This is a genomic window from Saccharospirillaceae bacterium (assembly GCA_022448365.1).
GTDB lineage: Bacteria > Pseudomonadota > Gammaproteobacteria > Pseudomonadales > Oceanobacteraceae > Bacterioplanoides.
Window position 1 is genome coordinate 710,893 of sequence record JAKVCS010000001.1, and the last position, 15,487, is coordinate 726,379.

Here is a 15,487-nt window from a genome sequence, read left to right on the forward strand (position 1 = left end):
CATCACCATGTTGCTTTCCTCTGTAAGTTGAACTCAGTCGGCCAACAATAAATGCTGACTCTCGGCAGCAAATCCTGCTCCAACTTCAGCGTAATAATTGAAGACGACGTCGACCCCCAGAGCTAAGAGCTGTTCACGCTCATCCTCATAACGCGCTACCGTAGCCACCTTACCTTGATAATTCGACATTCTCAGCATCTCCAATGTGCTCAGGATTTCCTGCTGTGACGGTAATGCCAACATCACCAAACGAATATTCTGTGTACAAACCCGTTGCCAGAATTCCATATCATCTGAGTCACCTAACACGATCGAAAACCCCTGTTGTTTCAGCTTCTGCACTCGCTCAGGGTCGGATTCAATACCCCAAACCTTCTCACCGTATTCAGGCTGCAATGCGCTGTAAGCTCCCTTGCCAACCCGTCCCATGCCCAACACCAGCACTTCCGCCCCCACCGGACGATCAAACTTATGATGGGCGCCGTTGCGTTCGAATCGATTAATGCTGTCTTTGTGAATCGCATAATAGTGGTGCGCTTTGCGATACATAAAGCTCGACAATATAAAAGAAACCGACATCACCAGCGCAATAATCACCAACCAGTCTTGAGACATCCAACCATTCCCCACACTCAGGTGGGCGACAATCAGACCAAATTCCGAGTAATTGGTCAGCGCCAATGCAGTTAAAAATGATGCGCGCCCAGAGACTTTGAACGCCAGCAACAGAAAGAAGAACAGCAACAGCTTAACCACCAGCAGTGCCATCAAAATTGCACTTGTTAACGCCATATCCAACGTGGGGAGTGCGGTGAAACCAATCGACAGAAAAAAGCCTATCAAGAACAAATCCTTAAAACTCATCAAAGATTTATACAATTCAGACGCCTTGGCATGGCTGGCCAGCAACATACCGATAATCAGTGCTCCCAGGTCACCTTTCATATCCACCAAATAGAAAAGTTCAGCACCACCTAAGGCCAGAAAAAACCCTGCTAACGATAATAACTCTCCGTGACCAGCGCGATTCAGCACCAGGCCAAGAACCGGCTTCATCAACCACAAACCAAGTAATGCCAGCGCCCAATAAGATGGTAACTTACCGGTAGACACCACCAGAAAAACCACAGCGACAATATCCTGAATAATCAAAATACCCAGCGCCAGTTTACCGTGGCGTACTTTCAGCTCAGACGCCTCTTCCAGCATCTTCACCACACAGACAGTAGAAGAAAAACTCAGCGCAAAACCAATCAATGCCTGGGTATGCAGTGGCACATCAAAATAATGACTCACCCCTAACCAGCCAGCCATCGAAATAATGGCCATTAACAGCCCGACCCATAATCCGGTATGAAGCGCAGAACTGGCCCACACCTCCGGTTTAATCAGAGCCTTGACGTTAATCTTTAACCCAATGGTAAACAGCATCAGAGTGATGCCCATATTGGCCAGTGTTTCCAGGCTTTCGGCCGGTTCAACGCCCACTGCGTGCAAAACAAAACCGGCCGCTAAATAACCGACTAACGGTGGCATACTCAATTGTTTAACGCCGAAGCCACACAGAAAGGCGACCAGAATCCAGAGAAAGTCCATAAATAAGATAAAACAGTATTCAAAATCAGATGGGCGTATAGTATCCCACAGACTTATATAACGGCAGCGCAGAAATGGATAAACACAACATTCTCGACTTCTGGTTTGACGCAGCTCAGGATAATAGCGCTGTGGCGTTAAGCGATGATGACATCAGCAAACGCCAGTCGGCGCTCTGGTGGCAGAAAAACCCGGCGGTCGATACCGATATTCGTCAACGTTTTGAGCCGGTATTAAAAGCGCTGTTACGCGGCCAGTTTAATGACTGGTTAGAAGATGCCGAAGGCAGGCTGGCTGCCATCATTGTGTTGGATCAATTCAGCCGCAATATGTACCGCAACAGCGCGCTGTCATACACCCAGGACAGCCTGGCTCTGCACTGGTGCCTGGAAGGCATTCGCCTCGGCCACGACAAGCAGTTACGTCCGATTCAGCGAGTATTCTTCTATATGCCGCTGGAACACGCCGAGAGTCCCCAGATGCAAGCTTTGTGTCTGGAAAAGTTTCAGCAGCTGAAAGCCGATTCACCCGACTCTTTCGAGTCAGCCGCCGATGGCTTTATCGACTTTGCCCGAAGGCATCAGGTTATTGTGGATCGCTTCGGGCACTTCCCACATCGAAACGCCATTCTGGGACGTGAAAGCACTACCGAGGAAATCGAGTTTCTGCAGCAGCCCGGCTCGGGATTCTAATTACCGCCGCCAATAAAGACACCCATCGCGCTTCATTTGCCTGCAAAGTGGCGGAATATTCCCTGTTTACTTAGTAGTACTTTCGTGCAAAATCACACCATCTAACAATAACACCGATGCAACTATCCTCAGGGAAGCTTATGTCTATCCGACTTCTGGGCCTGCTGGCACTCACAACCGTGCTAAGCGCCTGCAGCACACAACAGACCTTTACCATTGATCAGCCGCGAGCCGCTGCCGTTGCAACGGAGGAAACCGCTACCGCAGCCGCTGTTGCTGTCGATATCACACCGCCTCCGGGCATTGCCAAAGGCGCATATTCGATTCTGGGTAACAAGGCGATTGGTTTCCGTACCCGTTTAAAAGCCCGAATCTTTTACCTCAACGATGGTAAAGGCCAATCGATTGCGATGATTCAGGGAGACCTGGCAGGCAGTTCGCTGCTGATGCATCACAAGGTGGCCGCATTAGTCGCAGAAAAAACGGGTCTGAAGCCCGGTGATATTTTTATCACCGGTACACACAGCCACTCGTCGTTTGGTAACCATTTTCATAATGACTTCTACAACAAGCACTTCTCCAGTATTCAGGGTCTGGAGCCTGAGCTGTTGGAAGAAATCAGCAACCGCATCGCCGCAGGTGTTTTACAAGCACATAAACAGCGCCGTCCGGCAAAAGTCGCAACCGGCCGCAAAGACATATATGGCTATAACCGCAACCGCATGCTGGAAGCGTATCGTTTAAACCCCGGTAAAGGTGATCTGGACTTAGAAGACCCGGAAACCAAATTTAAGGAAGTCAATCCGTCCCTGTATATGGTGCGCATTGATGCGCTGGACGACGATGGCCAGTACAAGCCACTGGGAGCTTTCTCCAGTTTCTCTGTTCATGGCACCGTCATCAGTGCACCGGTTCGTGTCTACAATGGCGATTTATTTGCCTACGCCCAACGCGAATTAGAATGGGATATCCAGAACAAATATCAGCCAAGCTGGCAGGTACTGCATGGCATGACCACTGGCACTCAAGGGGATATGGCACCAGCGGTAAAAGAAGGCGACAACTACTTTTCACACGCCGATGTGGACTTTGTTGCAGCACGAGAGTTAGGCATCGGTATCGGTAAAGAAGCCATTGCCTTGTTCAACTCGCTGGAAAAAGACCTTAGCCAGGACGTGACCGTTGCCAGTGCAGCACGTGAAGTTAATATTCGTGATAACAATAAAATTGCCGATGTTGAATTATGTGACACACCGTATGTCGGCACAGCCACTGCCGGCGGTGCGTACGAGCGTCGCAGTCCGTGGTTAAGTGTTCTGCCAACGTTACGCGGCGGCTGGGGATCAAAACGTTTGTGGTTCGGTACAGATGGCTGCCAGGGCAATAAGCGTATTCTCGGGACCAGCTGGTTCCAGCCCCTGTTGGAGCCAACAGATTCGTTCCCTACGACGGTGTTATTTCAGATTGTCCGTGTCAACGATACTCTGATTATGCCGCTGCCCTTTGAGATGACCACACAATCCGGTTTACGCGCTGCGGCCAAGGTAAAAAAAGAATTTAATGCCAATGGCAAAAAAATAGAGCACAGCTGGGTAACCAGCGTAGCCAACGGTTATTTTGGCTATTCGGTCACTCCGGAGGAGTACCAGTATCAATCCTATGAAGGTGGCTCAACGATGTACGGCCAATACTCCACGCCCTACATCAGCGCACAGTTACAGCAACTGGCGAAAGATTTTAATACTCAGGGTGAAGTGGAAGAAATGATGTCCAACTGGACCTACACACTGAACATCACCGATATGATGCCAGTCGAGCAAGCAGCAACCGGCTCGGAGAAAATATTGCAGCAAGCCGAATTTGTTGATACCGACGAAGCCAATGAGGAAGACTATTACGCGGTACGCTTCCTTGGCGTCAATGCTTCAAAAATTAATCTGCACCAGCCATTGGCGCATATCGAAATAAAAGGCGATAACGGTTGGCAGCCACTGGCGGTTGGGAAACACATCATCAATGATCAGGGCTACGATGTTGAAGTGCGTTTAACGGACGAAGAAGATCAGGGGATGGCAGAGTATGAAGTGCGCTGGTACAACCCACAAGCCGCTCAAGCGCAGGCAGCCGGCAAACAATATCGCTTTGTTATTCAGCGTCGTTTAGCGGACAGACCGTTGGTTTCAGAGGTCGTGACTCTGTAATCCGCGGTACATTCTGATCTCACAATAGAGCCTGATATTTTTGCAGTAACAGCACCGGATATTAAAACATCCGGTGCCGTTACTGTTCAGGAGAAATCAGATCGAGCGCTGATTAACACGCTTCATTAATTCTTCCGCACTTTCCTTTCGTTCAGAATAACGATCAACCAGGTAATCACTGCGGTCACGAACCAGATAAGTGAACTTCACCAACTCTTCAAGTACATCAACAATACGGTCGTAATAACCCGACGGCTTCATCCGGTCATTATCATCAAACTCCGTCCAGGCTTTGGCGACAGAAGACTGATTCGGGATGGTTAACATACGCATCCAACGCCCTAACACGCGCAGTTGATTGACCACATTAAACGATTGCGAACCACCACAAACCTGCATCACTGCCAGGGTTTTCCCCTGGGTGGGGCGAACGGCACCCAACGATAGCGGAATCCAGTCAATCTGAGATTTCATAATGCCTGTCATTGCACCATGACGCTCAGGCGAACACCACACCATACCCTCACTCCACTGCACTAACTCACGCAGTTCCTGAACCTTTTCGTGCTCTGCGTCAGCATCATCCGGCAGCGGTAAACCCGACGGATTAAAGATACGGGTTTCTGCACCCATCTTTTCTAAAATACGGGCACTTTCCTCTACCACTAAACGAGAGAAAGAACGTTCACGTAATGAGCCATACAATAATAAAATTCGTGGCTTATGTTCGCTTATGGAATCAGCGAATACCTTTTCCTGAGTTGGAACCTGAAAACAATCGTCAACCAGATTGGCTGGTTCCTGTTTTTTTAAATCTGTCATATTGAATAAACTCTTATAACGGCGGAAGGCGCTTCGCTTGTTCACCCTACGATCACATAATTCAATTTGTGTAGGCAGGGTAAGCGAAGCGCCCACGGGATTTCTGATATTTGATTAATTCTCAAACCAGCCACGAGTGCGGTTAGCAAACCACACCAGCGATAGCATCACCGGCACTTCCACCAGTACACCCACAACGGTCGCCAGAGCCGCTCCCGAGTGCAAACCAAATAATGAGATAGCCACGGCAACTGCCAATTCAAAAAAGTTACTGGTACCAATCATACAAGCCGGAGCGGCAATGTTATGGGCCAGTTTCAGTTTCAACGCAGCAAAATAGGCGACAAAGAAGATACCGTAGGTTTGAATCATCAGTGGAATCGCGATCAATACAATGTCCTGCGGCTTTTCGACAATAGTAGGTGCCTGTAAACCAAATAAAATTACAACGGTGCTGATTAAACCAATGATCGACCAGGGCTTTAATTTGCCTGTAAAATGCTCGATCGCATGGTCTTCATGCCGACGTTCTAAGACCTTGCGGGTTAGCGCACCCGCCACCAACGGCAGAACAACGTATAACACCACAGACAACAGAAGCGTTTCCCAGGGCACTTCAACATCGGTTACTCCCAATAAAAACGCGGTAAGCGGTGCAAATGCAAAGATCATAATAATATCGTTAACCGATACCTGGACGAGGGTGTAATTAGCATCGCCTTTGGTCAGCTGACTCCAGACAAACACCATGGCGGTACAGGGCGCTACCCCTAATAAAATCATTCCCGCGATATACTCACTGGCCGTCTGAGGATCGACCCAATCGGCAAATAGCCCCTGGAAAAATAACCAACCTATTGCTGCCATTGAAAAGGGCTTAATCAACCAGTTGATAACCAGGGTCAGAACCAGGCCTTGTGGTTTTTTACCGACATCTTTTATCGCCGAAAAATCCACCTGCACCATCATTGGATAAATCATCATCCAGATTAAAACGGCAACCACCAGGTTAACGTGTGCAAACTCATAACCAGCAATAGCAGTAAACAGCTCAGGGACTGATAAACCTGCGACCACGCCGCCAAGAATACCGACAGCAATCCATATCGATAAATAACGCTCAAAAATACCCATTCTATTTCTCTTAACGTATTGTGCTTAGATCGTTTAATACCTGATGCAGCTGCGCATCATCTGTAACATCTGCAGTTAATAAAGCCTGGATACGCTTTGTTAATGTCGCCGCCACTTTTTCAAACAGTGCAGCCTGCTCAGCTTTATCGTCTAACTTGGATGGGTCCGGTAATCCCCAGTGCGCCTTGGTGCCCCGGCCGAACCACACAGGACAGGATTCACCCGCAGCGCTGTCGCACACAGTGATAGCAATCACTGGACCGCTTTCTGAGTCAGTAAAATACTCTTCAAACTCATCCCAGCTCTGGCTTTGCAAACCTTCAGTCGAAATACCCTGTTGTTGCAGGAAATTAATCGTGCCAGGGTAAACCACACCCGCGGGCTGACTACCGGCACTGCGTACCTGCCAATCAGAGTTTTCTTTGGTAATCACATCGCGCGCAATGGCTTCCGCCAGAATGCTGCGGCAGCGATTATGGGTGCAGATAAATAATAATTTCACGTTTTACCTCTCACTTGACCAGGATATCCAGATATTCAGGTGTTCTTTAACGCACCACTTATCCAACATGGTGTATTTAATATTCAGCGACTTAACAACAATCCGTCTCTGCGGCGCGTTGTGGACTGACCTTGCATAAACGTTGGTTAATATCAGCCAAAAAATCGGCATTATGCATTAAGGTATGGGAAATCAGCTCCTTCACCCAGCCATCCAGTTCGGGATGCAGAAAATAGTGCACCCACTGGCCTCGTTTCTCCCCAACCAGCAGGTTGCTCTCGCGCAAGTGTGCCAGATGACGAGACACTTTCGGTTGGCTCAGTTGCAGCGCTTCCGTCAGTTCACACACGCACAACTCACCGTGTTGCTGAATTAACAGCAGCAAAGCGAGGCGTGTTTCATCCGCCATACACTTAAACAGCGCTTGTGGTGATCGCCCAGATAACGACAACATATTTGCCCCAAGAATTAATATATGAAAAATCATATATATGTTTTTTCATATGTCAAATCCTGATGGACCATTTGAAATTCGACCGATGTGATGACAGACCCATGGCCCACAACACCGGACAATATCGCCATCAGTTGAATTTTATTAATAATAAATTGAAAACAAACCATTTTTGTTCAAGTTATTGTGTGCGTATATTACGGCCGCAACTTCCTTAATCTGGCAATAGAAGCGCATGAACATTGTTGAACTGATAACAACCAACCTCCCTACTTTGCTGGCTCTGATCGCCACCGGTATCTTCGCTGGCATTCTTGCTGGTTTGTTAGGTGTCGGCGGCGGCATTGTTATCGTACCGGTACTGTTCTTTCTGTTTCAGGGATTTGGTGTATCGCCGGAGTCCGCCATGCTCGTCGCTACTGCAACGTCACTGGCAACCATTATCCCAACGTCAGTCAGCTCGATTCGAGCTCACAGCCAAAAAGGCAATGTCGATACCGAATTACTGAAGCGCTGGGCTCTGTTTATTTTTGCCGGGGTACTGGTTGGCAGCTGGTTGGTGACTCGTATCGATGGCACCTGGCTGACGGTGTTGTTTGGTGTGATTGCTACTCTTTCAGCCTTGAACATGTTGTTGCGATCCGGTAAAGCCGCCATATTTCCGCAACTACCGGGGAGAACCGGACAAGGTCTGATGGCAACCGCGATTGGCTTTTTCAGCGCCATGGTGGGTATTGGTGGCGGAACCATCTCTGTACCGCTGTTAACGCTGTATAACTATCCGGCACACAAAGCGGTGGGTACCGCCGCAGCCATCGGTTTAATTATTTCGTTACCGGGCGCTTTAACCATGTTGGTAGTGGGCAAAACACCAACGGATGCACCAACAGCCACTTTTGGCCTGGTGAACCTGATTGGCTTTATATGCATCGTACCATTAACGGTTAAATTTGCTCCGGTTGGTGCCGCTTTAGCGGCCAAATTAGATGCTGCTAAATTGAAGAAGGTATTTGCACTGGTGTTATTAATTACCGGCGTACGGATGCTGGCTCAGATCTTTTGGGCATAATCAAGAACGCATTCCGGTAAGATCATAATAATCAGTGAGGGGATTGGAGGGTTATGGACAATATCCATAACCCGGTTATTTTTTGCGGTTTACTCTTTCTTTGACCCACCATCAATGTTGGTCAGCCTACCAACTCCTGACGGACAATTTCAGCGCCGGCACTGAGTGCTTTCAACTTATTACGAGCAATATCACGCGCCAGCGGAGCCATACCACAATTAGTGCATGGATAGAGTTTATCGGCGTCGACATACTTGAGCGCTTGACGCAGAGTAACCGCAACCTCCTCTGGCGTTTCAATGACATCCGTCGCGACATCTATCGCTCCTACCATGACCTTTTTACCGCGTATCAGTTCCAATACCTCAAAAGGCACACGACCGTTATGACATTCAAGCGAGATAATATCGAGTGATGATTGTTGTAACGCAGGGAATGTTTGCTCGTAGTGCAGCCACTCGCTTCCCAACGTTTTTTTCCAATCCGTATTCGCTTGAATACCATAGCCGTAACAAATATGAACGGCAGTTTCACACGTTAACCCTTCACAAGCTTTTTCCAGCGCTTCAATTCCCCAGTCAACCACATCACCTAAAAACACGTTAAATGCAGGTTCATCAAACTGAATAATATCGACCCCTGCCGCTTCCAGCTCCCGGGCTTCCTGATTCAGCGCTTTGGCGAACTCAAACGCCAGGGTTTTGCGGTCTTTATAATAATCATCATACAAGGTGTCCACCATGGTCATTGGACCAGGCAAGGCCCACTTAATCGGCTGGTCAGTCTGTGAACGCAAAAATTCTGCATCCTCGACGAACACAGGTTTCTGGCGTGAAACCGGACCAACAATACCCGGCACTTCTGCATCGTAACGATTGCGGATAAATACGGTTTTTTTATTTTTCCAATCAACACCAGTCAAATGTTCAATAAATGTGGTTACAAAATGCTGCCTGCTTTGCTCACCATCGCTGACGATATCGATACCTGCATTATCCTGTTCCTGTAAGGTAATACGTAGCGCATCCTTTTTAGCCAAGACCAGCTCCTCTCCCGCCAGCTTCCAGGGCGACCAGAGCTTTTCCGGTTCCGCCAACCAGGCCGGTTTAGGCAGACTGCCAGCGGTTGAAGTTGGTAACAGTGTTTTCATAATTTTGCTCAACCTCTATAAAACGCAGTTTGCCGACCACTGTTCCAGTACGGTCTGGAACGGCTTGATAAAATGTTCTTCCGCGAACTTACCCTGGGTGACTGCCAGCTGACTGCGCTCTACTCTGTCATAAACGATCTGAGTTAATGAATGATCAGTGTGCTTGAGGTTTGGCTGATAACGCGTTCCCGCGACGGCATTCGCGTTATAAATCTCCGGACGATAAATTTTCTGGAAAGTTTCCATGGTGCTGATGGTGCTGATCAGCTCCAGATTGGTGTAATCTGTCAGCAGATCTCCAAAGAAATAAAATGCCAATGGCGCCACGCTATTCGGCGGCATGAAGTAACGCACCTCAAGACCCATTTTCTTAAAATACTGTTCTGTCAACGATGATTCGTTCGGCAGATATTCCACTCCCAATACCGGGTGCTGATTGTCCGAGCGTTGATACACCTTATTATCGGACACACTCAGACAAATAACCGGAAGCTTACTGAAGTTTTGTCGATAGGCCTCAGAGCGGACAAAATCTTTAAATAATTTGCCATGCAGATCACCGAAGTCCTCCGGAATACTGAACTGAGGTTTATCTTTGTTATGATCCATCAGCAACACGCTGAAGTCGTAGTCGCGTACATACGATGAAAAGTTATTGCCAACAATCCCTTCAATGCGCTTATTGGTTTTGTTGTCGACAATGTGGGTCTTGAGAATTTCAATGGTCGGAAACGTTTCGCCGTTACCATTAATATCAATATCAACGGATACAATTTCCAGTTCAACCGCATAACGGTCGCCCTTTGGATTGTCCCAGGGCGCTAACGCGTTAAAACGACTATTGACCATTCGCAGCGCATTACGCAGATTCTGCTCGCGGCTCGAACCACGAGCCAGATTAGCAAAATTGGTGGTAATACGGGTGCCGTCCACAGGCTGATAATTTTCGTCAAAATTGATTTTTTTAATCCCATACCTGAAGTGGTTGCCAGCAGCATTGTCGACTTCGTTACTCATAATCTGTTGTTCCTTTCCTGCGTTCATTTCAACGTGTCTTGTTGAGTATCCGTTATACGCAGACTTGAACATGAGTAAAAACGATATTATTTCACTAAAAGTTGAAATTATCTCAATATTAGAAAGACACAGACAATATCCTGTGGAATCAATGCCGCTTTCTGTCGATTCAGACAAGCTAAGAGAGCGTAATAGATGCAGCCAACGGCAACGCTTTCTGCTGAAACGGCATCATTGGCCCTTAATCTGACCAATAAACACTGCTAACTTTCCGTCATCATTATGGAAATAACGTTTGGAAAGGGTTATGCCTGCTAAAAAGTTTGATCTGATTGTGTTTGGTGCCAGCAGCTTTGTTGGTGAAATTCTGACCCGCTACCTGGCGGAAACCTATGGTCTGGATGGCGAGCTGAGCTGGGCTATTGCTGGCCGGAGTGAACGTAAGCTACAAAAAGTCCGTGGCACTCTGGCACCGATTCTGGGTGACAAAGCCAAAGACGTTGAATACCTGATCGCCGATGCGGCCGATGAGGAAGCGTTAAAAGAGTTAACTGCCAGAACTAAGGTCATTGTATCAACCGTTGGCCCTTATGCCTTATACGGCGAACCGCTGGTGAAAGTCTGCGCCGAAAATGGTACTGACTACTGCGACCTCACGGGTGAGGCTCAGTGGATCAGACGTATGCTGGAGAAATACGAAGCCAAAGCCCAGGAATCCGGAGCACGAATTGTACACTGCTGTGGCTTCGACTCCGTTCCCTCGGATATGGGTGTCTACTTCCTGCAACAACAGGCAGAGCAGGAATTCGGTGCCATGGCCCCACGTATCAAGATGCGGGTTAAAGCCGCTAAAGGCGGTATGTCCGGAGGTACCGTTGCCAGTATCATCAACCTTACAAAAGAAGCCGTTGCAAATCCGGGTCTGCGTAAAGAGCTGGCCAACCCGTTTTCGATCTGCCCGCCTGGCACCGGATTTACAGCTCGTCAGCCTAACGTGACCAGTTCAGTCATGGATAAAGATTTTAAGTCCTGGGCAACGCCGTTTATCATGGCCGCAATTAACACCCGCGTGGTTCACCGAACCAATGCACTGCGTGAGAAAGCTTACGGCGAAGAATTCGTCTACGACGAGGCCATGCTAACAGGCAAAGGGATTAAAGGACGTATGATGGCGATGGCCGTTGTCGGTGGCCTGGGTGCCTTTATGGTCGGTGCCGTGATCAAACCAACCCGCTGGCTGCTGGAGAGTTACGTGCTGCCGAAACCCGGAGAAGGCCCAAGCCCAACAGAACAGAAAAACGGGTTTTACGACATTCGTTTCAAAGGCTTCCTGAAAGACGGCCGCACGATCATTACAAAAGTAACCGGCGACCGCGATCCCGGTTACGGATCAACCGCCAAAGTACTGGGACAGGCGGCTGCCTCTCTGGCATTGGATTTTCATACCGGTACCCGTAAGAAAGGTAAAAAAGGGGGCTTCTGGACCCCTGCATCCATTTTCGACGATCGTTATATTCAACGTTTGCGCGATCATGCTGGTGTTGAATTTGAGGTGCTGGAGAAGTAACACCCATTGATTCACTATGCCCCGGTTGCAAAAGTATTCCGGAGCATAGTGTTCATATCTGCAATCCGACGGCACCATCCGGTGCCACATTCTGACAGCGACAAGTTGCGATTGATGAGCCAGAGAAACTCAATTATCGCGCGACTGCCAACCGTATTCAGGCGCTCTGCTGCACAAGCAAACGCGACAATTCTTAATAAATACATCTGCCAGGCTGAAATAAGCTTCATATTTCGCGTCAAAAACTGCCACTTTCCGACAACATGCAATAGCAATATTTGTTTTTGTCGGCCATGAACAGGGCGATTAAATAAGCTTTCAACCTGGCCCGTATTTACCATATTTCAGTTCATAAAATAGTTTTAGACTTCGCTGGATCGGGAATGGATTCCCACCTAAACGGCTCGAAATAATTAAAAATCAGTGGAGATCGAAATGTTCCCTATAAATAAACGACTGAGCGCTTTGCTAATGGCGGCAGCAATATGCGGTCCTGCGCAAGCTATGTCGAACTCACCTTCCCCTACGCCTCAACAACCACCATCGCAGCCAATTGACGCTGCACCGGTGAGTGGTCTGGCATACGCCGATGACCTGAAACTTCTGGCCTATAACGTATTTATGTTGCCGGGTGCGGTATCGGATTACGGACAGTCTGAGCGTGCAGAACTGATTCTGCAGTCAGATGTTATTGAGGGTCATGACGCCATCATTCTGAATGAACTTTTCCATAACAGCGCCTCTCAGGTGTTGCTCGATGGCCTGAAAAATCAGTATCCAAATCAGACACCGGTCATGGGTCGAGGCTACGATGGTTGGGACGAGACACTGGGTTCTTACAGCAGCACCACTCCGGAAGATGGCGGAGTTGCGATTATCAGTCGCTGGCCAATCGAGGAGCAGATCCAGTTTGTTTATAAAGATGCCTGTGCCGCCGACTGGTTTTCCAACAAAGGCTTTGTTTATGTCCGTCTGAATAAAAACGGCAATGACTATCACGTTATCGGAACTCATGCGCAGGCACAAAACAGTGGTTGCTCTGATGCCGCTGCGGTGCGTAAAAAACAATTCATCGAAATGCAGCAGTTTATTGCCGGGAAAAATATTCCAGCGGATGAAGTTCTGTTTATTGGCGGTGACTTTAATGTGATTAAAAGCAGTGACGAGTACCCTGATATGCTTGAGACACTGCGTGTGACTGCACCTGATGCTTATGCAGGTTTCGATACCTCGTGGGACCCGAAATCAAATGGTATGGCGGCTACCCAGTATCCCGATCTGCCCAGCGAATACCTTGATTATATTTTTGTCTCTCGTGATCACGCTCAGCCAACCTACTGGCATAACCAGTCATTGGACGTCACATCACCACGCTGGAATACCGGTAACTACCAGTATCAGGAATTATCCGACCACTATCCGATTGCCGGTTTCTCATACGCGGACGCGAATACCCGCACTGAGAGCTATCGCAATGTGAACCTACCCTACAGCCAGGTGCGTTTCCGTAATGAAGCCAATGGTGCCTATATCAAGATTGATTCTGGTGACAGCGATGGCTGGATGACCATCAACGGTTCAGCCAATGACACTGCAACCAGTTTTAATCTGGACAACTGGTTCCCGAAAGATCGCGCTTTCTGTATTCGTAACGATGATTTCGTTCAGGTACAAGGCAACGCTCGTGCAGGTTCCTATTGGAACTGGTGGTTAGGTGGTGGCGCCGGGAACTACGCGTATTACACAAAAGACGATAATGCCTCGAATAAACTGCGCATCCGTATTCTGAACGATGATGGCGATTGTCTGAAAAATGGCGATAAGGTCGCCTTTGTTGATCGCAATACTGTGAATGGACAAGACTATTATGTGCAGCGCTGGCCGTCCGGCTCGTGGAAAGATTATATGTTTATGTGGTCTGGAACTGTTGGCGCCAATGAAACGTTCACTGTTGAAATGGGCCAGGGTGAAAAGCAGGATTGGAGTACTAAGCTAAGGTATGCTCAATAACTTCGGTTAGCTCTGAGTGTTGAAACTCAAGCCTGAAAAAGCCCGGCTCTGATGTATCAGAGCCGGGCTTTTTGACTTTCGGTCATTGTACATTCACAGCGAGTTAATTAACCACCTCTACTGGTCCATGGTCATCACAATGACCATCATGAACATGATGCAGACGGCCATCCACGAGATAATCAATATGGTCGCCGTGGGGAACCGCTTCGTGACCACAACCCGGACCATGCACATGATCACCGCAGCTGTTTAGCGGATGACAACCATCCGGATTGCTATCGCTTACTTCGATAACGTGTTCGTCCTGATGATCCTGATGCGGGTGGTGCAAATGACCATCATGAATATAGTCAACATGACCCTCATGACGAATCGCAGTATGTCCACAATTTGGACCATGCTGGTGCTCAGGGTGTGATGCAGTATGTTCGCAAGCCATTTTCTATTCCTTATGAAATTACAGGTATCCCTATCCTAGCCATTAACACAGCACTTCCAATACTTAAAAATACTGAGTTCAATCATAAAAACTGAGCAACTATATTTTTATTCCATTTATTAATAATGAAGAAAAGATATAACATAACAATTAGAATATGGAATTTTAAATGCGATGCATGGCAACGTTACCCCTCTGTTATTTCCTTGAGATTGATATCCGGTAGCAGTCTGTTAATCGCAATCATCCGAGACTGACAGTCGATAATTCCGGAAATATGACAGCAGAATAAGTCAGTAATATTCTGGTCAAATAAATGTTCCTTAATCAGATCATTCAACCGGATAGAAGGGAAAGTCTCGCTTAAATTCAGATAATTCAAATTCTTCCTGCACCTGATCGATAAATTCACCGCGACGGATACGTCGATTATCAACGCCGTGATATTTCAACAGTGCCAGACACTCCAGGCATAAGTCATCCTCTTTATTCGCTTCTGTACCGCAATGCACATTGTGCTGACGATGACGCAGTTGTTGTACCTCCTGGCAATAAGCCAGGTGGTATTTATTATCGTGACTCAGCCAAAGCCGGGAGTTTTTATACGCCAGAGTCTTGTCTTTAAGTACCCTCAGTTCACCCGCATTGACTTCAAACTCTCCGGTTTCTAATGCTTCGCGCTCGGAATACGTAAGCTGTTTCTGAGGGTCGAACAATTCGAACTCACCCGGTTTATCCGCACCCATTCTTTCGCGCAGATTATTTAAGTCATGATCTTCGAGGAAATCAGGCAGTTTCATAGCAATTCAGCTTTGGCAGACAAGGTTCGCT

General features: G+C 47.8%; 13 protein-coding genes and 1 pseudogene. 5 read left to right on the forward strand and 9 right to left on the reverse strand.

From position 1 onward, the window contains the following. Positions 1 to 33: 33 nt before the first annotated feature. A complete protein-coding gene (locus MK185_03270) occupies positions 34 to 1,596 on the reverse strand; it encodes a cation:proton antiporter (protein MCH2039639.1) in 1,563 nt (520 codons plus the stop codon). Positions 1,597 to 1,670: 74 nt separating this feature from the next. Between MK185_03270 and MK185_03275 the strand changes: the two genes are divergently transcribed. Both MK185_03275 and MK185_03280 read left to right on the forward strand, forming a co-directional pair. Beyond that, a complete protein-coding gene (locus MK185_03275) occupies positions 1,671 to 2,288 on the forward strand; it encodes a DUF924 domain-containing protein (protein MCH2039640.1) in 618 nt (205 codons plus the stop codon). A 140-nt stretch (positions 2,289 to 2,428) separates the two neighbouring features. Further along, positions 2,429 to 4,489: a neutral/alkaline non-lysosomal ceramidase N-terminal domain-containing protein gene (locus MK185_03280; GenBank protein ID MCH2039641.1), complete on the forward strand. Its 2,061-nt coding sequence runs from the start codon at positions 2,429 to 2,431 to the stop codon at positions 4,487 to 4,489. Between the two features lie 96 nt (positions 4,490 to 4,585). Here the strand turns inward: MK185_03280 and arsH are convergent, their stop codons facing one another. From arsH to MK185_03300, 4 genes and pseudogenes are all read right to left on the reverse strand, one after another. Beyond that, positions 4,586 to 5,311 (reverse strand): arsenical resistance protein ArsH, encoded by a 726-nt coding sequence (gene arsH / locus MK185_03285; protein ID MCH2039642.1) that lies wholly within the window; start codon positions 5,309 to 5,311, stop codon positions 4,586 to 4,588. Positions 5,312 to 5,425: 114 nt separating this feature from the next. After that, positions 5,426 to 6,445, reverse strand: a complete 1,020-nt coding sequence (gene arsB, locus MK185_03290) for an ACR3 family arsenite efflux transporter (protein ID MCH2039643.1) — start codon at positions 6,443 to 6,445, stop codon at positions 5,426 to 5,428. A gap of 10 nt (positions 6,446 to 6,455) precedes the next feature. Beyond that, complete coding sequence (locus tag MK185_03295; GenBank protein MCH2039644.1) at positions 6,456 to 6,947, reverse strand: arsenate reductase ArsC; 492 nt, start codon at positions 6,945 to 6,947, stop codon at positions 6,456 to 6,458. Positions 6,948 to 7,128: 181 nt separating this feature from the next. After that, a pseudogene (locus MK185_03300) lies at positions 7,129 to 7,401 on the reverse strand (metalloregulator ArsR/SmtB family transcription factor). A gap of 235 nt (positions 7,402 to 7,636) precedes the next feature. On the opposite strand from MK185_03300, the gene MK185_03305 reads away from it, so the two are divergent. Further along, positions 7,637 to 8,470: a sulfite exporter TauE/SafE family protein gene (locus MK185_03305; GenBank protein ID MCH2039645.1), complete on the forward strand. Its 834-nt coding sequence runs from the start codon at positions 7,637 to 7,639 to the stop codon at positions 8,468 to 8,470. A 121-nt stretch (positions 8,471 to 8,591) separates the two neighbouring features. Here MK185_03305 and MK185_03310 read toward each other — a convergent pair whose 3' ends face one another. Together MK185_03310 and MK185_03315 are read right to left on the reverse strand one after the other, a co-directional pair. After that, positions 8,592 to 9,620, reverse strand: a complete 1,029-nt coding sequence (locus MK185_03310; GenBank protein ID MCH2039646.1) for a methionine synthase — start codon at positions 9,618 to 9,620, stop codon at positions 8,592 to 8,594. Positions 9,621 to 9,635: 15 nt separating this feature from the next. Then, the gene (locus tag MK185_03315; GenBank protein ID MCH2039647.1) at positions 9,636 to 10,637 is read right to left on the reverse strand and encodes a DUF1852 domain-containing protein; all 1,002 of its coding nucleotides are present in this window, start codon (positions 10,635 to 10,637) and stop codon (positions 9,636 to 9,638) included. A 307-nt stretch (positions 10,638 to 10,944) separates the two neighbouring features. On the opposite strand from MK185_03315, the gene MK185_03320 reads away from it, so the two are divergent. Further along, entirely contained in the window at positions 10,945 to 12,204 is a 1,260-nt protein-coding gene (locus tag MK185_03320; GenBank protein MCH2039648.1) for a saccharopine dehydrogenase NADP-binding domain-containing protein, read from the forward strand. Positions 12,205 to 12,639: 435 nt separating this feature from the next. Further along, entirely contained in the window at positions 12,640 to 14,214 is a 1,575-nt protein-coding gene (gene sph / locus MK185_03325; GenBank protein MCH2039649.1) for a sphingomyelin phosphodiesterase, read from the forward strand. Between the two features lie 103 nt (positions 14,215 to 14,317). Here the strand turns inward: sph and MK185_03330 are convergent, their stop codons facing one another. After that, the gene (locus MK185_03330; GenBank protein ID MCH2039650.1) at positions 14,318 to 14,656 is read right to left on the reverse strand and encodes a hypothetical protein; all 339 of its coding nucleotides are present in this window, start codon (positions 14,654 to 14,656) and stop codon (positions 14,318 to 14,320) included. A gap of 332 nt (positions 14,657 to 14,988) precedes the next feature. After that, entirely contained in the window at positions 14,989 to 15,456 is a 468-nt protein-coding gene (locus MK185_03335) for a hypothetical protein (GenBank protein ID MCH2039651.1), read from the reverse strand. Positions 15,457 to 15,487 lie beyond the last annotated feature (31 nt).